General features: G+C 41.0%; 13 protein-coding genes. All 13 read right to left on the bottom strand.

Translation table 11 applies throughout. The features are described 5' to 3' along the window. Positions 1-162: 162 nt before the first annotated feature. The 13 genes from L4D20_RS12800 to L4D20_RS12740 all read right to left on the bottom strand — a co-directional run bounded on the left by L4D20_RS12800 (position 163) and on the right by L4D20_RS12740 (position 20589). The gene (locus L4D20_RS12800; RefSeq protein WP_428801982.1) at positions 163-1869 is read right to left on the bottom strand and encodes a DUF3466 family protein; all 1707 of its coding nucleotides are present in this window, start codon (positions 1867-1869) and stop codon (positions 163-165) included. Further along, entirely contained in the window at positions 1833-3749 is a 1917-nt protein-coding gene (locus tag L4D20_RS12795) for an ABC transporter ATP-binding protein (protein ID WP_428801981.1), read from the bottom strand. Before L4D20_RS12795 ends, L4D20_RS12800 begins: the two co-directional genes overlap by 37 nt. Next, the gene (locus L4D20_RS12790) at positions 3730-3969 is read right to left on the bottom strand and encodes a glutaredoxin family protein (RefSeq protein WP_428801980.1); all 240 of its coding nucleotides are present in this window, start codon (positions 3967-3969) and stop codon (positions 3730-3732) included. The genes L4D20_RS12795 and L4D20_RS12790 overlap by 20 nt, the downstream gene beginning before the upstream one ends. Before the next feature lie 18 nt (positions 3970-3987). Further along, entirely contained in the window at positions 3988-6111 is a 2124-nt protein-coding gene (gene rlmKL, locus L4D20_RS12785) for a bifunctional 23S rRNA (guanine(2069)-N(7))-methyltransferase RlmK/23S rRNA (guanine(2445)-N(2))-methyltransferase RlmL (protein ID WP_428801979.1), read from the bottom strand. Between the two features lie 502 nt (positions 6112-6613). After that, the gene (locus L4D20_RS12780; protein WP_428801978.1) at positions 6614-7156 is read right to left on the bottom strand and encodes a cell division protein ZapC; all 543 of its coding nucleotides are present in this window, start codon (positions 7154-7156) and stop codon (positions 6614-6616) included. A gap of 217 nt (positions 7157-7373) precedes the next feature. Then, positions 7374-8384, bottom strand: a complete 1011-nt coding sequence (gene pyrD / locus L4D20_RS12775; RefSeq protein ID WP_428801977.1) for a quinone-dependent dihydroorotate dehydrogenase — start codon at positions 8382-8384, stop codon at positions 7374-7376. Positions 8385-8432: 48 nt separating this feature from the next. Then, positions 8433-13274, bottom strand: coding sequence for an NAD-glutamate dehydrogenase (locus L4D20_RS12770; RefSeq protein WP_428801976.1), 4842 nt, complete (start codon positions 13272-13274; stop codon positions 8433-8435). 190 nt (positions 13275-13464) lie between these two features. Beyond that, positions 13465-13683, bottom strand: coding sequence for a DUF2835 domain-containing protein (locus L4D20_RS12765; RefSeq protein WP_428801975.1), 219 nt, complete (start codon positions 13681-13683; stop codon positions 13465-13467). A 71-nt stretch (positions 13684-13754) separates the two neighbouring features. Continuing rightward, on the bottom strand, positions 13755-16361 hold the full coding sequence (gene pepN, locus L4D20_RS12760; RefSeq protein WP_428801974.1) for an aminopeptidase N: 2607 nt from the start codon (positions 16359-16361) through the stop codon (positions 13755-13757). Positions 16362-16571: 210 nt separating this feature from the next. After that, positions 16572-17234, bottom strand: coding sequence for a hypothetical protein (locus L4D20_RS12755; protein ID WP_428802142.1), 663 nt, complete (start codon positions 17232-17234; stop codon positions 16572-16574). 143 nt (positions 17235-17377) lie between these two features. After that, complete coding sequence (gene prc, locus L4D20_RS12750; RefSeq protein ID WP_428801973.1) at positions 17378-19372, bottom strand: carboxy terminal-processing peptidase; 1995 nt, start codon at positions 19370-19372, stop codon at positions 17378-17380. A 17-nt stretch (positions 19373-19389) separates the two neighbouring features. Then, a complete protein-coding gene (gene proQ, locus L4D20_RS12745) occupies positions 19390-20016 on the bottom strand; it encodes an RNA chaperone ProQ (RefSeq protein ID WP_428801972.1) in 627 nt (208 codons plus the stop codon). Between the two features lie 99 nt (positions 20017-20115). Further along, the gene (locus tag L4D20_RS12740) at positions 20116-20589 is read right to left on the bottom strand and encodes a GAF domain-containing protein (RefSeq protein ID WP_428801971.1); all 474 of its coding nucleotides are present in this window, start codon (positions 20587-20589) and stop codon (positions 20116-20118) included. Positions 20590-20648 lie beyond the last annotated feature (59 nt).

The raw sequence follows: 20648 nt of genomic DNA, 5'->3' as shown, positions 1-20648 counted from the left end.
GTGTCGTCCTCATACATGAACATGGTTTCTACGTACTACTACTAAATTTATCTGGAGGTTTTTCGCTCCAACTTTAAGATTCGATCAAAAACTGAGTTTTCTCAAGTAAAAAAAAAGCACAGCACCAAAAATGTGATGCTGTGCTCTAGATTACAATTTAACCTACTTTCGGCGGAACCCTAGTAGGCCAAATAGTGCAAACATGGCCCAACCTATGCTTCCACCTTGTCTTTCAACTGTTGGTTCTTCAACACCACGAGGTTGAATATTAGCACTAGTTCTACCTGCAATAGGAACGAGCTTAACAGCTACCGTTTCTTCGATTTGACTGCCACCACCACAGTATGAGTTATGGGTCGTATTGTCGTAGCCGCCAGAACACTTAATTGCTGTCGCTGAAATTACACCGGCATCGTTAATGTCTGTAGCATCGATAATTCGGTATTGATTATTTACATTACCAGACACGATCTCGTCATTCGTCAAGTTATCAAGATACTGAGCTTTATTGTTAAAGATAGCACGGCGCTTTTCGAACTGACCATTCAAGTTATGCGGGTAAATAAAGCCCCTTAGACGACGAGGTTTACCGTTGTTTTCTCGTGTATCTTCAGCATCAACCTGCCCCACTATTTCATTGTAGTTATTCACGGCCCCTGCTTTACCGCCGGCGCCTGAGAAGAACATATGATTAGCCGCAGTTATGTTCTGAAGAAATGAGGCACTTGGAGAGGAACTTGAAGCGTCACTCACAAAAATGAGGTTACCAGCGGCACCATTTTGTGGGTAATAACCACTACGTTTAGCTGTACCGACGACTAGAAGGTTGTCATTAATCCCTGTTGCTACAGAGTTACTATGGATTGTTTCGCCAGAAATTCTAGATTCTGCACCAGAAATTCGCTTTGTCTCCCATCCTCCAGCAGTAGAGTATGTACTGGTAGTAGAGATAAAGATTGAAGCATCGTAATAATTATCCTCGCCAAAGGTGTTGTAACCAACAGAGTAAATGTTACCTGTGCCTTCGATAACAATATCACGCATACTGCCTTGAGCGAGTAATTCGCCGTCTTTCGCTATGCCACCGCTCCCCCAATTAAGCTCAACTGGTGCATCATCATTACGCCATATTGCAGCCTTAGAGGTGTGATGAGTCCCTTCATTATTGGAAGCAGATCGAGCAATGCTGCCAACTCCGTAGTTATGACCACTATCAGCTATTACCGCCCAAGAACGACCTTGTTTCCAATCACTTGTTGCCGTAGTAAAAGGAGATACTATTTCATTTCGGGTACCACCAGCAATACTTCTATTACCGACAGGAAGACCTGCCTCAGTAAGGCTATTAATAACATTATTGAATTTGTTGGTATATGCACCACCTTCAACAAAAGCTAATGCGTTTGACGTTGTACTGCCATTTTTTTCCGCATTCCAAGGTGCCCAGTGTTCATCAGCCCATGTTTCACATGTTGAATATAGAAGCTCACGATAGCAGTAGTACTTAAAATCATCATAGTCTTGAATACGACTAAAGCCACGATCCATAGCAAATGGTGCTTCTTCGCGGTAACTAACACCATCAACCGTTCTTCGAGTTTCACCAGCTAATTTATATTCGTTGCTACTGCAGCTATTGCTAAAACAACCAAGAACTGCGCCCTGCTTGTTACCGGGTTCAATTGCGACCCCTTGAACCTCTACATATTCACCAGAGCTGATACCTTCCGGTGAGACTTCTACAACCGTATAAAGAGCGGCATTAGCAGTGGTTGCGGCCAAAACTGTTGCCGCAATGGTCGATAGCTTAAATACTTTACTACTTGTCAAAATTAACTTTCCTGTTGCATAGCTTCGAGCTCTTCCCATCGCTCGAAAGCAGATTCCAGCTCCTGCTCAGTGGCAGAAAGCTTATCCAATGTGGTTTGAGTTACGTCTACAGACTTTGCAAAAAACTCTGGGTCATTAACCAGTGTCTGTAGATTTTCAATTTCCTGCTCTAATTCTTCTAAACGAAGTGGCAACGATTCTAACTCTCGTTGCAGCTTATAAGATAACTTCTTAGGTTTAGCCTTTAAAACTGTCGTTTTGGGAGTTTCCTCAACTACTTTCTTAGGTTCTGTTGGTTTTTGCGCCAAACGGGCCTTGTTAACCTGTGCTCTTTGTTGCTGAGCATCATGATAACCACCAACAAACTCTTCGATTACTCCATTACCTTCGAAGATCCAACTTGTCATCACTGTATTGTCTACAAACTGACGATCGTGGCTTACAAGAAGTAGCGTACCCTGATAGTTGGCAAGCAAATCTTCTAAAAGTTCCAAAGTTTCGATATCTAAATCGTTGGTTGGTTCATCGAGAATAAGCAAATTATTCTGTTTTAAGAAAATACGAGCAAGAAGAAGACGATTTTTCTCTCCGCCAGACAATGCTTTAACTGGAGTACGCGCTCGTTTAGGTGCAAACAGGAAATCTTGCAAATAACTTAATGCGTGACGCTCGCGACCACCAACCATGACCTCTTGTTTACCGTCGGCCAAGTTATCAATCACAGACTTCTCTGGATCCAAAATCTCACGATATTGGTCAAAATAGGCCACTTCTAATTTGGTGCCACAGTGCAGGCGACCAGAATCAGGTTGTAACTTGTCTAATAGCAGCTTAAGTAAAGTACTCTTACCACAACCATTCGGCCCAATCAGAGCTATGCGATCACCACGCATGATATTGAAGCTAAAGTTAGAAACGATCTTTTTGCCTTCAATTTCGTAATTAAGGTTTTCGGCTTCAAATACAATCTTGCCAGAACGCGCTGCGCTATCAATATTAAGGTTAACCTTACCTTGAACTTCACGACGATTACTACGCTCTTCACGCAGCTTCTTAAGCGCACGTACACGTCCTTCGTTACGAGTTCGACGAGCTTTAATACCCTGTCTAATCCAAACTTCTTCTTGAGCAAGTTTCTTATCGAACTCGGCGTTTTGCATCTCTTCAACGCGTAGAAGGTTCTCTTTTTCAATTAGGTAATTTTCGTAATCACCAGGGAAAGAGTTCAACTTGCCTCGATCAAGATCAACAATGCGTGTTGCCATTGATTTAATGAACGCACGGTCATGCGAGATAAAGATAATTGAACCACGGAAATCTTTCAGATAGTTCTCTAACCATTCAATCGTCGCAACATCAAGGTGGTTTGTTGGTTCATCGAGCAACAGTACTTGAGGGTCGCTCACAAGCGCTCTAGCAAGTGCCGCTTTACGTTGCCAACCACCAGAAAGGTCGGTTAACTTAGTTGAAGCATCAAGCTTTAGAGAAGCGAGTACGTTGGTGATACGCTCTTCAAAGCGCCAAGCATTACTGTGATCAAGCTTATCCTGTACACGTGATAACTTGTTTATATTCGATTCACTTGGATCAATGGCGATAAGATCAAGAAGATCGTGGTAGATCTTCAGCTGCTCTCCTACCTCTGCTAGTCCACCAGAAACATAATCAAATACAGTGCCCTGTTCATTTCTTGGTGGATCTTGCTCTAAACGAGAAACAACCACATCTTGAGTGATTGTTAACTTGCCGTCATCCATCAGGATATTACGAGATAGAACTTTCATTAGCGTTGACTTACCGGCACCGTTGCGGCCGACAAGACAAACTCTCTCATTCTCTTGAAGTGCGAAATCAGAGTGATCAAGTAAAGGGTGATCGCCAAATGCTAGCGATCCGTTATTAATGGTGAGTAATGCCATTGTTATCTAACCAACTTTGTAATTCTTGTGAGTCAAAAGGCCAATTGAGTTCCGATTGTTCAAATTTCACAACCGGAATAGTGACCCCGTAACGGTAAAATAGAGTTTCATCAAAAGCAATATCAACAACCTGAATCTCTTTGGAGACTTGGCTTGCTTTTAGAAGTTCAAAAGCCATCTCACAGAGATGGCATCCTTCAGTACTGTATAATGTGATCAAATCATCACCCTATTAGTACTAGCTAGCGTGTGTTACTAACCAGCAGTTATGAATATGTTTATTTCTAGAAAAATCTAATGGAAGTGTAGACGAAGAAATATTCTTAGCTTCTAGCCCCAATTCTTTTAGTGCTTCTAGATCCATTTTGAAGTGACGTTTGTTATTTGAGAATACAATCGTTCCTTCTAAGCGCAATAAACGCTTTAGGTCTGTCATTAACTGAATATGATCACGTTGAATATCAAAAGACTGCGCCATACGCTTAGAGTTAGAGAACGTAGGTGGGTCAATGAAGATAAGGTCGTATTGGCTATCTGTCATGCTTAACCACTTAAGACAATCCGCTTGTTCAAATTTATGTTCACGCCCTACTTTGCCATTCAGCGTCATATTGTCTTTAGCCCACTCTAGGTAGGTATTTGACATGTCGACCGTTGTCGTAGATTTTGCGCCACCACAAGCTGCATGCACGGTTGCTGAACCTGTATAAGCGAATAGGTTTAAGAAATCTTTGCCGTTGGCTAGCTCACCCAATTTGCGACGAGTGATTTTATGATCAAGGAACAAACCTGTATCAAGGTAATCATGAAGGTTCACAATTAACTTCACACCGTATTCGTGTACTTCAAGTCTTTCTGATTGCTGACCCAGCTTTTGGTACTGAGAGCGGCCTTTTTGCTTTTCACGCACTTTCAGAACAACTTTATTAGCTTCTGTCCCTGTTACATCAATTGCAGCTCTGATCACATCAGTTAGACGACGCTTTGCTGTTTCTTCTGGAACATCTTTTGGTGCAGCGTATTCTTGAATCACTAAATGATCTAAGTAGATGTCTATTGCTACATTGTATTCAGGTAGGTCAGCATCATAAATTCGGTAACATTCGAGCTTCTCTTTACGGGCCCATTTACCAATCTTGCCGATGTTTTTCTTCAAACGGTTCGAGAAATCCGGCGCGACAACCGAATCAGGTTTACTTGCATCAACCGAATCTGAACGTCGGCTTGAAATTGAATAGTTCTTCTGGTGACACGGTAACGCACCGTTGTTCAATTTAAACTGTTTGTCTGCACGCATACGTAAGCAGCTTAGTAGTTCGTCAGAGCTAGAGAATATAGAAGCCGTATTACCACCAAACTCGGACTTCAGTTGAGCCCCAAACGCTGTATAAAGTGCGATCAAGCCAGGATGAGTACCCAGACGCTCACCATAAGGTGGGTTTGATACAATCACGCCAGATTCAAACTCTTTTGGTCGTTTAAGTTGAGCAGCATCACTAACTTCAAATTCAATTAGGCTCTCAACGCCAGCTCTGCGTGCATTATCACGTGCTGTTTTCAACACTCGCTCGTCGTTGTCATAGCCGTAAAACTTACAGTCAACTTTATTGACACCACGACGGCCTTGCACTGCAGCCTCTGCTTTTACTTCTATCCAAAGTTCAGATTCGAAGTCTTCAAGTGCTTCAAATCCCCACTTTTGACGTTTAATGCCCGGTGCTACATTAGCGGCCATCATTGCAGCTTCAATAACTAACGTACCAGAGCCGCACATAGGATCTAGGAAAGGTACTGATGCATCCCAACCACTTCTTAGGATAATTGCGGCAGCAAGTGTCTCACGCAAAGGGGCACGTCCCGCTTCAGGACGGTAACCACGTTGGTGTAAACCCCCGCCTACCATATCGATGCCCAGTATCGCTTTATCACGGTGAAGTCTAACGTGAACACGAAGATCCGCTTGATCTTTACTGATCGACGGTCTTGGTAAGTTCTTCTTTGTAAAGCAATCAACAATGGCGTCTTTCACTTTCATTGCGCCGTATTGGCTGTTACGAATTTCGTTGTTAGTACCGTTAAAATCAACAACAAACTTCTTTGAGCTGTGGAAATGGTTCACCCAATTAACAGCTGTTGCTGATAAATAGAGGTCCATATCGTCGTTACAGGTAAATTCAGAAAGAACACGTACAAATCTAGAAGCTAAACGGCTCCATAAACAGCAACGATAAATTTGCTCAGTTGATGCCTTAAACTTCACCCCTGCTTGAACAGGTTTTGGATTTTGAATGCCTAACTTGATCAGTTCTTCAACCAATAAGTTTTCAAGGCCGTTTGAGGTAACTGCTAGATATTGATGCATAGTGCTCTTTAAGTATTAAAAAATGACCCCGCATTATACCTGACTATCAATTTATATACCTACCAATCCAATTATAAAGTTATTCGATCGCCTAAATTTCTCACTCGTCGCCCAAATAACTGAACGTTTATCCATCAATTGCCATTTTGTTTCTTATTTTCAAACTGTTTGCTTAGTCGTGGCCAAAAACAACGTATTTATTAGGTCATACTGATAGTGAATACTTATTCGCGCCCAATCTGGACTATACCAGCATGGGTTTTAAGGTGAAAATTAATTACATTTTGGCCTAAAATGGGAATAAACAGGTGTTTTTGGGGGATATGTCCCCTCGATTGCTCATATCAAAATGGAAAATATTTTTAGATAAACGAGGTAGTTCACGCTAATTGGAATGATTAACGAACAAGAAATGAAGAAGAAACATCACCAGGCAGGAATTTCGGGCAAAAAAAAATCGGCCATTGGCCGATTAAATAACGTAAAGGAACGAGTGTTACGACTAGCCGACTAATGCAATCGGCTGGCTCTGGAACATGCTATTAGCTAACTGCATTCGATCATGCATCACTTTAATCGCCTGACCAAAAACAAGTGCTTTAGTAGACGATAGCTCAAATGCTTCAGTATCTATAGAGGCAATCAAACTAGCAGACTCGCCTACTTCTAAAATAATGAAACAACCATCACTATGCTGATTCGTTAACCTAACGATGTCACCTTCAGTGGGTGTAAATTCACCATATTGGTTATCAAAAAACCAACTCTTAGGTTGTACAGGCTTATGAAAGCGTTTTGCAGCGACACAATAGAGCGCCAATTCAGCTTGTCGAGGCTCATTTAAAGGAAGTAAGGAGATTTGTTCTTTGAATGTTTGAAATGCAGACGCATCATCAACAGAGAATTCATTAATACCAACAGCGCACTCAACCAGTAGCTTTCGAGGAAGATTGGTTTTAAATACAATGTCATCACCAAGGTCCAGCATTAGGTTGCTCTCCTTGTCATCGTAGTACCAAGTCCATTTGTCGCTGGGTTTAAGCATCGTATCACTCTCTAATTTACGAATTATCAAGCCATTAGGTAAAATGCTTGCTTACCTTTCGCTGTCGATTAGCATAATTCTACGAGTGAATCGCTAAAAAAAAAGAGGAAATGATTTCTCATTTCCTCTTAGAAAGTGCCTATAAGAGCATATAAACAAACGTTACAACGTCATCATTTATTATTGATCTCTATAGGTTTTATTCGATCGTTGTAAATTAAAGATTCTTAACGATATTTTGGACTAGCTTCGGTCCATGGTAGATAAAGCCAGAGTAAACTTGGACAAGCTGAGCACCAGCCATTAGCTTTTCTTTTGCAGATACATAAGAATCAACACCACCAACACCAATAATCGGTAATGTGTCCCCTAGCTCTTCATGAAGACGTCGAACAACTTCAGTACTGCGCGCTTGAACAGGACGGCCACTTAATCCACCAGCTTCGTTTGCATGCTTCATACCTTCAACAATTGAACGATCTAATGTTGTGTTCGTCGCAATCACACCATCGATCTTATTTTTGATCAATGATTGAGAAATCTGACTGATCTCATCATCACTAAGATCCGGTGCGATCTTTAATGTAAGCGGAACATATTTATCATATTTAGCTGCTAATTCTGTTTGCTTAGCTTTTAACTCAACCAACAGATCATCTAATGCTTCACCATATTGAAGACTACGTAGTCCCGGAGTATTTGGAGAAGAGATATTCACCGCAATGTAATCAGCATACTGATAAACCTTTTCCATACAGATAAGGTAATCTTCAGCACCCTTTTCAATTGGCGTATCTTTATTCTTACCAATGTTAATGCCTAATACACAGCTGTATTTTGCTTTCTTAACATTTTCAACTAGGTTATCAACCCCTAGATTATTGAAGCCCATACGATTAATAATGCCTTCAGCTTCAACTAAGCGAAATAGTCTTGGCTTATCATTACCAGATTGTGGACGAGGAGTAACAGTACCAACCTCAACAAATCCAAAACCCATCGCATCGAAAGCTTCGATACACTCACCATTTTTATCGAGACCCGCAGCTAAGCCTACTGGGTTTCTAAATGTCAGTCCCATACACTCAACAGTACGCGCTGGTAAATGTTGGCGATAGAAAAGATCTAATGGCGTTCCCGTTAAACGTTTGAAATTTTGAATTGCAAGATCATGTGCCTTTTCGGCATCAAGTTGGAAAAAGCCAGTTCTGGCTAGACGGTAAAGCATTGTGCCTCCGAAAGAATAAAAAGCCCCGTATCGACGGGGCATTATTATTTACTCATTTGCTGCACAATTCAAATTTAATAGCATCAATTCTCTCAAAGCGACTGAAAATTTAGCAAATTCATGGACTGAACCGACTTTGAACTCATTTAAAATGTTTTCCCACCGGTGCAATGACACTTCATTACTTACTATCCATTCATCAAGTGCTTTGATGACATCGAGTTTATCTGGATCACAACTGCAACTCATAACCTGGCCGGTTAGTTGTCGTTGCTGCCAATCTAAATCTTCTCTAAACGCGGCTCGAGCTAATGCTTGCCAGTTATTGTCGACAGCTTGACCGTTAATCTGTTTCAAGAACCAATGAAGAGACAGTCTATCGCCTAAGTTGTAATACAATTTAGCTGTTTGTTCGATAGATTTGCCTTTTTCACGGGCCACTGTGGATATATCCAATACTGAGTAAAGACTAGACAATCTTGATACATATTTTGCTAAGTCTGCTGAGATACCGTTATCAATCCAACGTTGAGCCATCTCGGCATGTTCTTGCACTTCTTCACTCACCAACATCGTATCTAATTGATTAGTAATGGCATGAACGTCACCTTGATACAGTTCAATCATCTGTTTAACGGATTGTTTTCCAGGACGGTTTCTTAAGATCCAGCGGGCCAATCGTCTGAGTGTCCGACGAACGTAGAACAAAACATCATATTGAGTTTTAGAATCCGCCTTATTATCAAGAGCACGTGTTTTCAGTAATACGTCCCCTAACCCATAGATCTCTCTTGCGGCTACATAAGCATTCGCAATATCAACAATGGTTGATCCGGTTTCTTCTTGCAAACGGGTCACAAAGTTACAGCCCATTTCATTAACCATTTGATTCGCAAGCACTGTCGCTATAATTTCTGCTTTAAGTGGATGATTATCCATGTATTGCGAATAGTTACGGCGTAACTCTGTAGGGAAGTAAGTGATTAGGTTTTGTGCATGAAATTCATCTTTTGCAATGTCTTCATGTACAAGATCTTCTTTGAGCGTCATTTTACCATATGCAATAAGCACTGAAAGTTCAGGACGTGTTAACGCCTTACCCTGCTTTTCACGTTCAAGAAGAGTTTCATCATCGGGGATGTATTCAAGAGCACGATCCAAATGACCTGATTTCTCCATAGTATGGATAAATCGAATTTGTTCTTTAACTAACGAAACACCTTGATGCTCGGTAACCGAAATTGATTCCGCTTGGCAATACGCGTCATCAAGAACTATTTCGCCTACTTCCTCTTCCATTGACTCAAGGATTTTATTACGTTGCTTAACGGTTAGATCGCCATGTGTAACCAGCCCGTTTAGGAAGATTTTGATATTCACTTCGTTATCGGAGCAATCAACACCACCTACGTTATCTACAAAGTCGGTATTAACTCGGCCACCAGATAATGCAAACTCGATACGACCACGCTGGGTCATTCCAAGGTTACCACCTTCGCCAATCACTTTAGCTTTAACGTCTTGTCCATCAACACGTAATACATCGTTCGCGCGGTCACCTACATCGGTATGTGTTTCGGCCGATGCTTTCACATAGGTTCCGATCCCGCCATTCCAAAGTAGATCAACTTCCATGGAAAGGATCTTCTTAATTAACTCGTTTGGTGCCATTGATCCTTTCTTCGTACCAAGCATCTTTTGGATCTCTGGTGTTAAAGAGATAGATTTTGCACGACGAGAGAAAATAGCCCCACCTTTCGAGATTAGTTTCTCGTTATAATCATCCCATCCAGAACGTGGAAGATTAAATAAGCGATTGCGTTCTTTCCAAGACTTAGCTGAGTCTGGATTTGGATCAATAAAGATATGTAAGTGGTTAAATGCCGCTTGAAGGCGAATATGCTTAGAAAGCAACATACCGTTACCAAAAACATCCCCTGCCATATCACCAACACCAATAACAGTGAAGTCAGTAGTTTGACAGTTAATGTTCATTTCTCGGAAGTGACGTTTAACCGACTCCCAACCACCTTTAGCTGTAATGCCCATTGCTTTGTGGTCATAACCATTTGAACCACCTGAAGCAAAAGCATCACCTAGCCAAAAGTTATATTCTTCAGATACTGAGTTTGCTAAATCAGAGAAGGTCGCTGTTCCTTTGTCGGCAGCAACAACCAAATACGGATCATCTTCATCATGACGAACAACATTTTTTGGTGGAATCACTTCACCATCGATCACGTTATCTGACACATCTAATAACGCGCGGATGAAGCGTTTATAACAACGTTGACCTTCTGCAAAAATCTCATCGCGGCCTGTGAAGTTGTGCTGGCGTTTACATACGAAACCACCTTTTGCCCCCACAGGGACAATAACGGTATTTTTAACTTGTTGAGCTTTAACAAGGCCTAAAATTTCAGTTCGGAAATCTTCTTGTCTATCAGACCAACGCAAGCCACCACGAGCAACCTTTCCGCCACGTAGGTGTACACCTTCAATGTCTGGTGCATAAACAAAGATTTCAAACTCAGGCACTGGTTGAGGGATTTCTGGAATGTCACTTGGCTTCATTTTCAATGACAACCAAGGTTTAGACTGTTTATTTTCACCTAGCTGATAATAGTTAGTTCTCAGCGTTGCAGTGATCATCTCCATGTAACGACGAATGATTCGATCATCATCAAGGCTTTCAACATGATCCAACTGCTCGGTTAGTTTCTTAATTAGATCAGTTTGACCCTTTTGGCTACCCTTCGATTTTGGCTCAAAACGCTTAACAAATAGATCAACTAACCCTTTAGCAATATGAGGGTAATGGCTCAATGTATCTTCAATATATTGCTGACTGAACGGGAAACCAACTTGACGCATATAACGAGCATAAGCTCTTAATATTGAGATTTCACGACCAGACAATGATGCACCCAACACAAGTCGGTTGAACCCATCACTTTCTAGTTCGCCTTCCCAAATTGCAGCAAACGCTTGTTGGAAACGATCTCTTGCTTCACGAAGATCTACAGATTTGTCACTCTTGTGGAGCATTGAGAAATCTAGGATCCAATACGTCTGTCCGTTAACCTTTCTGACTTCATAAGGTGATTCGCCAATGACACGCAACCCTAAGTTTTCCAACATAGGCATAACATCAGATAGATGTATTGGCTCGTCTCGATGATACAGTTTTAACTTCACCGCTTTTGAATCAGCCGCTTCTTCTTGTGGGCGATAGAAAAGCATACCCAGCTTATTATCATCATTCAGTGCTTCGAGTCGCTCAATATCTGCAACCGCAGAACCTGGCATCATGTCTTCTTTATACGAACGTGGGAAAGCACGCATGTAATCTTTAGACATTGGCAGACCATTACTTTCGCCAAAGTTGGCCACAATGGCATCTGAAAGTCGGTCATCCCACGTAGACGACGCTTCCATCAAGTTATGCTCTATCGTTTTAACGTCTACATCCATATTATTATTATCTACACGTACAATGTAATGGGTTCTAGCCAGCGGGCTTTCTGAAAAATAAGTGGTAAATTCCACCTCTTGTTCACAGCCAAAGTATTGTTGAAGAATACGTTGTGTTTGGCGTCTCAACTCAGTGTTATAACGATCTTTGGTTACATAAACCATGCAACTGAAAAAGCGTCCAAACGGGTCTTTACGTACAAATAATCGCAACATATCTCTATCTTGCATTTGTACGACACCCATACCTACTTCAAGTAACTCGTTATCTTTCGCCTGAAGTAATTCGTCGCGTGGGTAATTTTCTAAAATATTATGCAGTGCTTTGTATGAGTACGATCCATCACGGTACCCACTAAGATCTAATATGCGTTCTACTTTTTCTCTGATCAGAGGAATGCTTTCAACGCTTTGGTTATATACCGCAGATGTGTAAAGGCCAGTAAATCGATGCTCTCCGATTACCTTACCTTTTTTATCGAATTTTTTGATACCAATGTAATCGGTATAGGCTGGGCGATGAATGCGGCATTGAGTATTGCCTTTGGTCACGATGAGTAAGAACTCTTTCATCGCTTCTAATCGTGCGGAGTCGGTAAAGTCTGATAGCTTCACAGATCTTACACGACTTTCTTCAGCAAAAAGACCAAGACCGGTTTCTTCGGTTGGCTTAAGAACGGTGTCGCCATCTACATTAACAAGGTCATATTCTTTGTAGCCCATGAAGGTAAAGTTATGATCACCTAACCAGCGTAAGAACTTGATCGTGTCTTCGTAACGATCATCTTTCTGTTCAATTGTCTCTTTTTGGCTAACGACCTGATTGGTCACCTGCTCTAGTTTTTCAACCATTAACAGCCAATCTTTTACAACATAACCCGCATCAATAACAATGCTGAGTAGCTCCTTTTTTAAAGAAGCCATTGTCTCTTTACTGCTGAGCCTATCAACCTCAATATGGAAAAGGGATTGGAACACCCCATCACCGCTATTAATTCCAATTGTTTGCCCTTTCTTATTACGCTCAATTTGAGTCGGCCCGTGAAGCATTAAGTGAGACGATAAATCCAAACGACTCAATGCCATTTTCACCGAATCAACAAGAAATGGGCTATCTGGCACGACCATCTCTACGATGGTATGTGTTGACTGCCAACCTTGACGACTAACGACCGGGTTAAACACTCGTACAGAAATGTCTTCAGGTTTTTTCTCATTAATATGGTGCCATAAACTCACGACAGCACCATACAGGTCTGATTCATTTCGCTCCATCAAGTCTTCTTTCGCAATATTGCTAAAAAGATGTTGAGCAAGTTGTGTTACTAAGGGTTGATGAGCAAGCTCTAGTTTGTCTTGAATTAGCTTATATACCTTTTCAAGAAGAACCGGCATTAAAGTTTCACGCGCGGTCATATTTACGCTCCACAATTAGAATTGTATTTTTATGTAGGGAATGCTGTAAGCATAGTGCTTAAAGCAGGTAATGCATGATTTTATTGTAAAAGTTTTATTAGCAAATAGTTAATGAAAGTTTTACGTGCAACAGAAGGAATGTTTGATAATGTGATAGGGGTACTGTTTAAACCGCTGTTAAATCAATTGTTCAGAGCATTTCTAACTTCAAAAACTTATTGTTATGGTCAGTTGTCAGTCTAAAGCGACCTTTCACGCCAATTTGGCTTAAGAAAGCTCTAAATTTTACTGCTGGTAATTGCAGTCTTAACCCTGAATCTGTCACTACGTGTACGACACTTGCAGCGCCAGAATAGTGATCTAGAAAAGCTTGATAAGTAATATTTAAAGAGAAGTTATACTGTTTCACAATCAAAAGGCTCTACTCTGGAACGAAAACAAGAGTCAAAGGTGGCTATCCACCACCTTTGACTTTCTATCTTAACACTCTAGTGCTTTGGTCACCTTTTCGTAAAGGTCTTTAGCAAGGTTATCTAATGATTTCAATGCTTCAAGCTCTTTTCTAATCAAAGCTTGTCTCGCTTGATCGTACTTTTTATATTTCAGTAATGGATCAATCAAACGCGATGCTACTTGTGGATTACTGCTGTTTAATTCACGAATGATTTCTCCCGCGAATTTATAGCCTTTACCCGACTTGTCGTGGAATTGAACTGGGTTTCCATTTAAAAATGCGCCAATCAAACTACGCGTTCGATTCGGGTTTTTAATACTGAACGCTGAGTGATCCATTGTTTGTTTGATGACATCCAGAGCATTACTTGCAGGGTTAGTGCCTTGTAGCGCAAACCATTTATCCATGACCAAACCATCATGGCTCCACTTGTCACTGTAGTCAGCCATTAACATTTCACGACACTTTAGCTCTGCACCGTTTGCAGAGTTCATAGCTGCAATGGTATCTGTCATGTTATTTGAGTTTTTATACTGTGCTGTAACTAAGCTTTGCCCATTAGATGTATAGGATAAGTACGAAAGACAAATATTACGAAGTGCTCTTTGTCCGATCGCGCTGTGCTCTATTGTGTACTCTTTCTGAGCCATTACGTTGTACACCGCATTCAACTCATTTTCTAGTTCACGAGCTAACGTTTTCTTAATTTGGCTAAGTACTTTTGCTATTGCATCTACGTCAACTTCTTCGTACCAACCCGACACTTCGTTGTGACTTGGTAGTGCTAACATTTCTGCAATGAACGCAGGCTCTAATTTATTACTTAACAACACACCGCGAAACGCATCAACAACTTGAGCATCTACAACAACATCTTTGCCTTTTTGAATATTGGCAACGTTAATCTTGATGTACTTCGCAAGTAACATCTGCCCTGCATCCCAACGTGCAAATTCGTTACGTGCGTGGCTCATTAAGAAAATAAGTTCTTGGTCTGAATAGTCATACTCCAGAATTACTGGTGCGGAAAACTCTCGCAGCAAAGAAGGAATCGGATTTTCTTCTACGTTCTCAAAAATAAATGTTTGCACGTCTTTAGTCACGTCCAATACATTCGATACTTTTGAGCCGTTACACTGTAGCGGAATTGCGTCACCTACCGCATTGTACAGTTCGATATCGAACGGAATATGCAATGGTTTTTTATCTGTCTGATCGAGTGTCGCGTTAGTCGATTGTTTTATTGTTAACGAATAGGTTTTACCTTGGCTGTCATAGTCACTGGTCACAACAACTTTCGGTGTTCCTGATTGGCTATACCATAAGCGGAACTGTTTAAGATCGATGCCCGATGCATCTTCCATAGCGGAGATAAAATCTTCGCAAGTAGCAGCCGTACCATCATGACGCTCAAAATAAAGAGCGATGCCTTTTTGGAATGCTTGCTCGCCAAGTAAAGTATGCATCATTCGAATGACTTCGCTTCCTTTCTCATACACGGTCAGCGTATAGAAGTTATTCATTTCGATGACTTTATCTGGGCGAATTGGGTGAGACATTGGGCTTGCGTCTTCGGCAAATTGTGGACCACGAATAATACGAACGTTATTGATTCGATTAACCGCTCTAGACCCTAGATCAGAAGAGAATTCCTGATCTCTAAACACAGTTAAACCTTCTTTTAGGCTTAGCTGGAACCAATCACGACAAGTGACTCGGTTACCCGTCCAGTTATGAAAATACTCATGGCCAATGACGGCTTCGATTCCTAGATAGTCTGTATCTGTCGCAGTTTGATCATTAGCGAGGACATATTTTGAGTTAAATACATTCAAGCCTTTGTTTTCCATTGCACCCATATTGAAAAAGTCGACGGCTACAATCATGTAAATATCTAAATCGTATTCGAGATTAAAGCGATTTTCATCCCACTTCATCGAGTTAACGAGCGAGACCATCGCATGGTTGGCTCTGTCCAAGTTACCTTTATCAACGAAAATTTCTAGCTCAACATTTCGTCCTGATTTGGTAACATATTTATTGCGAAGAACATCAAAGTCACCAGCAACTAAAGCGAATAAGTAAGCAGGTTTTGGATGTGGGTCTTGCCATTTGACCCAATGACGATTGTTCGATGCTTCACCTTCTTCAATACGGTTACCGTTACTTAATAAAAATGGATTTTGTTTCTTGTCAGCAATAACTGTCGTAGTAAATCTTGCAAGTACATCGGGTCTATCAAGGTAGTAAGTTATACGGCGGAAACCTTCGGCTTCACACTGTGTGCAAAATGCTCCACCCGATTTGTATAAACCTTCTAGAGCTGTGTTTTCTTCAGGGTTCAACTGAGTAACAATGGTCAGCTGACAGTCGCCCGGCATTGAATTAATCGTCAAGCCCGTTTCACTTAGCTCATAATCACTCCAAGCTTTGCCATCTATTTGAACTTCTTTTAATACAAGCCCTTCTCCATCTAGCTGTAAACTTGTGCTATCCGATAGCTGTTTGACCGAAGAAGAAGCAGTGACTAATGTTTCTTTATCAAACAAATCAAAAGTTAAGTCGAGGTCGGTAATTGTAAATGAAGGTGCTTGATAATCTTTGCGGTATTTGGCTTGGGGAGTATGTGCCATTGTCTTTGTCCTTGTGACTGAAAACATATGCTCTATTTCTACGATGTGTGAGCAACAGTTACAACCCCTAAACAAAAAAAACGAGGTATTTTATGTAAATACCTCGTTTAGGTGCTGAATAATACATCGGCCTTGTTAGATAACGCTAGTTAATAGCAGTGGTACGACATACTTGCCTAGTATATGGGTTAGTGGCTATTGTATGTTATTTCATCGTATCCTATTTAATACGGCGTACATTCCACCTTCTTCAGCCTCAAGTGTTAGCCGATCATGATTCAGTGTATACCTAGTATCATGTTCACCTTTCTCATAGAGCAATACAAGATGATCACCTTCCGTGTAATAAACTCCTTTATGGACCGTTTCCATTCCTTCTTGATTACTCACTCTAAATAGGAATACAAAGTCAGGCTGCAAAATAAGGTCCATTTGGCTAACATTACTTGCAAGGAGATCATCACCTGCTAGTTGCTCACTTGACCACATACCAGCCAATGCATTGGGCAGTGCTTTAGTAAACATCACACCATTCATATTTAGAAGATTGTGGTTACCAGAGTAGTTATAAACTTGAGGCTCTGATGTGTTTAACCCTAGAATAATAGTGTCTTCATTGGCGGCATAAAGCCCTTCCCAATGATCAACACTGTAGTCTTTCTTTTGTATGTCGATCTGAAAAGAGTAGTTGGAGTTAAGTGATAATTTAATTGCCATGAAGTTATCACTAGAGTTTTCAGGATCTGGATTGACCAAGTACCAATCACCTAACAAAAAAGGCAAATCAAACTGAGTTAAGTCACCGTCTTTATTAGAATTCTCACTAAATACTGAAAAACTAACACACGCTAAAAATATTGTTATCCATTTCATCATATGCTCCTCACTTTTATTAAAGCTTAGGCACGCATCACAAATAACGCCATTATTTTGATGTGGATCACATTATTTTATCCATAAAAAAAGCGAGCAACTAGTGCTCGCTTCTGGTTTAAATTGACTTTTAAAGTGGCAATCTAACGAATCATATCAACCATAATAGCGACAGATTCATCAAGATAAGCATCAGGTGCTTCATAATCTTTAGGAATGTCGTCTAGCGTTTCAAAAAGCTCTTCACCTTGTGCTTTTTGACGCTGATTAACACGAGCAAGTCGCAAATCGTCAGCTCTATCACTCTCTTCTTGTCTCGCTTTTTCACTCAGTGAAATGGTGTTGTCATCTTTATCTGCCAGATATTTTTCAATATCTTCAGCAATAAACTGAAACTCCATGTCTTTAGCGATACGAACATCATGCAGCGCTGTCAGTTTACCGATCTTAGCTGCATTATCTTTAAGGATATCGTACTTAACTCGATCAATACGGTCCCAAGGCAAAGCATTATCTTCTACACTCTCACCGGTTTCCGCAGGATCAATTGCGGTTGGATAAGAGATGTCAGGAATGACGCCTTTGTTTTGAGTGCTACCACCATTAATTCGATAGAACTTTTGAATGGTGTATTGTACGTAACCTAACTCTTTTTCGAACAGATCATAAATATGATTCAAAGAGCGGTGCTGCTGTACTGTACCCTTACCAAAAGAGTTTTCGCCAAGAATGATTGCTCGACCATAATCTTGCAATGCTGCCGCAAAAATTTCAGACGCTGATGCACTGTATCGGTTCACTAATACTGTTAGCGGGCCTTCATAGCTAATTTTACCGTCAGTATCACTGTTTACATTAACACGACCATAGCTATCACGAACTTGAACGACAGGACCACTTTCAATAAACAACCCAGATAACGCTGTTGCTTCTGTTAACGCACCGCCACCGTTGTTACGTAAATCAACAATGATTCCGTCAACACCGTCAGCAACCAGTTCAACAATTAACTTATCAGTATCTTTAGCAAGACCGACATAAAAGCTCGGAACTTCTAGAACACCAATTTTCTTTCCATCTCGTTCAATAACTTCAGATTTTACCGCTCTATCTTCTAAGCGAATCTTATCTCGAACAATTGTTACAACGTGACTTTTAGCGTCTTTTCCGTCTGGTAGAATTTGTAAATTAACCTTAGTTCCTTTCGGTCCTTTAATTAACTGAACAACATCATCCAAACGCCAACCAATAACATCAACGACCTCTTCGCCGTCTTGGCCAACACCAACAATTCGGTCACCTTCGCCTAATTGTTTACTGCTAGACGCAGGACCACCAGCAACCAATGAACGAATAACCGTATAATCATCCGTCATTTGCAGTACAGCACCGATACCTTCCAGTGAAAGATTCATTTCTGACTGGAACTGTTCTGCATTGCGAGGCGAGAGATAACTAGTATGAGGATCAACTTCTCGAGCGAAGGCATTCATATATAACTGAAATGCGTCCTCGTTGTTGGTCTGACTTAAGCGTTTTATCGCGTTGTTATAACGCTTACCTAAAACTTCTTTAATTTCAGGCCACTCTTTATCCGTCATTTTCAGATTAAGCGCATCGTATTTAACACGCTTACGCCAAAGCTCTTTAACTTCCGCCATATCGGCAGGCCAAGCAGCTTCAGAGCGATCCAATTCGATAGACTCATCGACATCGAATTTCATTTCAGTTTCAAGAAGTGTTAGCGCATATTCAAACAGTTCGTAGCGCTTTTTCATCGATAGATTATAGACATCAAATGCTATCTGATTTTTACCAGCTTTAAGCTGCTCATCGAGACCGACAGACCATTGAGTAAACGAGTCAATATCTGCCTGCGTGAAAATGTTTCGATTGTAGTCGAGCATTTCAACATAACGAGCAAATATAGCTTGAGAAAACTGATCGTCTAAAGTGAAGTGATTGTAATGAGAACGAGTAAAGCGTGATGTAACGCGCTTGCTAGCGGTTTCATGCTGAACTTCAGGAGCGAGAACGGGTAAGTCCTCTTTGCTTAATTTGGCTTCAAGAGCCTGAGCTGATGACACTGCTAGCCATAGGCCAGCAGCGATCAGAGTCAATTTTGAACGGCATTTCATGCGTAGGAGTATCTCCTTTATGCGCGCAAGTGCTCCGCTTTCACAACCATTTGCAGGCCGTTTGCTAGTTGAACTCGCACATCTTCCTTATTAATTTCAACAATGGTCGCAGCCATGTTTCCTTTGCCCATATTAACGTTTACATCATTGCCAACTTTCATATCATCGGCAGTTACAGCGCGCGTTTCTACTGGCTTTTGTTCTGTTTTTTGTGCTTTAGGTGCTGGACGACGAGCCTGTGGCTTCTTAGCTTTTGGCTTAGCCGCTTTACCTTCTTCACGCGCTTTCTGCGCTTGTTCTTTACGACGAGCTTGAACTCGTGCCTTACTCTCTGCTAATGCAGTTTTAGCGTGTTCTACGTGCTCTTCTTCAAGTTCACCACATGCGTTGCCGTCTAGGTCAACACGTGATGCACCTGTTTTAGCACCGTGTAGGTAGCGCCATGAAGATGTGTACTGTCTTAGTGCTGCACGAAGTTGAGTCTTACTTACTTTTTCATCTTCGTTTAAGCGTTCTGCAAGATCTTGAAAAATACCAATTTTCAAAGGTTTTGCTTCACCTTCTAAAGTAAAGCACTTAGGGAAACATTCAGCAATATATGCGATAACTTCTTTGCTGTTTTTTAACTTTTCAGTATTTTCCATTTAGGATTCCTGGTTATTGCGGCCTATCCGCAAGCGATAAAGTAAATATGGGTGGTATTATAGTGACCTAGAAACGAAAAACCACTCCAGATAGATAATTTATGCCTTGTTAGCCTGCGAATTGAGCAGCTTTTCTACTTCTAGCATTAAAAATGTTAACCCCTCCTCATCAATTTCATTAAAACGACCAATAGTTGGGCTATCTATATCTAATACCCCTACTATTTTTCCGCCTATTGAGAATGGTATAACCAATTCAGCGTTGCTTGCTGCATCACAAGCAATATGCCCTTCAAATTGATGAACATCGTAAATACGTTGAACCGTATTTGTAGCAGCTGCCGTTCCACAAACACCACGACCTAGAGGAATTCGAACGCAAGCAGGATTTCCTTGGAATGGTCCTAATACCAATTCCTCTTCTTTTAACAGGTAGAATCCGACCCAATTTAAATCAACCAGTTCCATATTTAACAATGCACTTAAATTCGCTAAATTGGCGACAAGGTCTGATTCTGACTCTAAAAGTGCGACCGCTTGCTTGGTTAGTCGCTGGTAATGTTCTATTTTCATTAATGGTTCCAATTGAAAATCAAAATTTAGTCTCAACAAATTTCACTGAGTTTTCAATA

It is taken from the genome of Vibrio kyushuensis (genome assembly GCF_050337325.1).
In the GTDB taxonomy this organism is placed as follows: domain Bacteria; phylum Pseudomonadota; class Gammaproteobacteria; order Enterobacterales; family Vibrionaceae; genus Vibrio; species Vibrio kyushuensis.
This window is presented reverse-complemented; position numbering and strand designations above follow the sequence as displayed.

What these genes read in the sequence shown, in the direction of transcription:
- L4D20_RS12770 (WP_428801976.1), bottom strand. Translation starts at nt 13,274, where the DNA reads ATGACCGCGCGTGAAACTTTAATGCCGGTTCTTCTTGAAAAGGTATAT.
- pepN (WP_428801974.1), bottom strand. Translation starts at nt 16,361, where the DNA reads ATGGCACATACTCCCCAAGCCAAATACCGCAAAGATTATCAAGCACCT.
- prc (WP_428801973.1), bottom strand. Translation starts at nt 19,372, where the DNA reads ATGAAATGCCGTTCAAAATTGACTCTGATCGCTGCTGGCCTATGGCTA.
- rlmKL (WP_428801979.1), bottom strand. Translation starts at nt 6,111, where the DNA reads ATGCATCAATATCTAGCAGTTACCTCAAACGGCCTTGAAAACTTATTG.
- pyrD (WP_428801977.1), bottom strand. Translation starts at nt 8,384, where the DNA reads ATGCTTTACCGTCTAGCCAGAACTGGCTTTTTCCAACTTGATGCCGAA.
- L4D20_RS12800 (WP_428801982.1), bottom strand. Translation starts at nt 1,869, where the DNA reads ATGGGAAGAGCTCGAAGCTATGCAACAGGAAAGTTAATTTTGACAAGT.
- L4D20_RS12795 (WP_428801981.1), bottom strand. Translation starts at nt 3,749, where the DNA reads ATGGCATTACTCACCATTAATAACGGATCGCTAGCATTTGGCGATCAC.
- L4D20_RS12755 (WP_428802142.1), bottom strand. Translation starts at nt 17,234, where the DNA reads ATGAAATGGATAACAATATTTTTAGCGTGTGTTAGTTTTTCAGTATTT.
- proQ (WP_428801972.1), bottom strand. Translation starts at nt 20,016, where the DNA reads ATGGAAAATACTGAAAAGTTAAAAAACAGCAAAGAAGTTATCGCATAT.
- L4D20_RS12780 (WP_428801978.1), bottom strand. Translation starts at nt 7,156, where the DNA reads ATGCTTAAACCCAGCGACAAATGGACTTGGTACTACGATGACAAGGAG.
- L4D20_RS12740 (WP_428801971.1), bottom strand. Translation starts at nt 20,589, where the DNA reads ATGAAAATAGAACATTACCAGCGACTAACCAAGCAAGCGGTCGCACTT.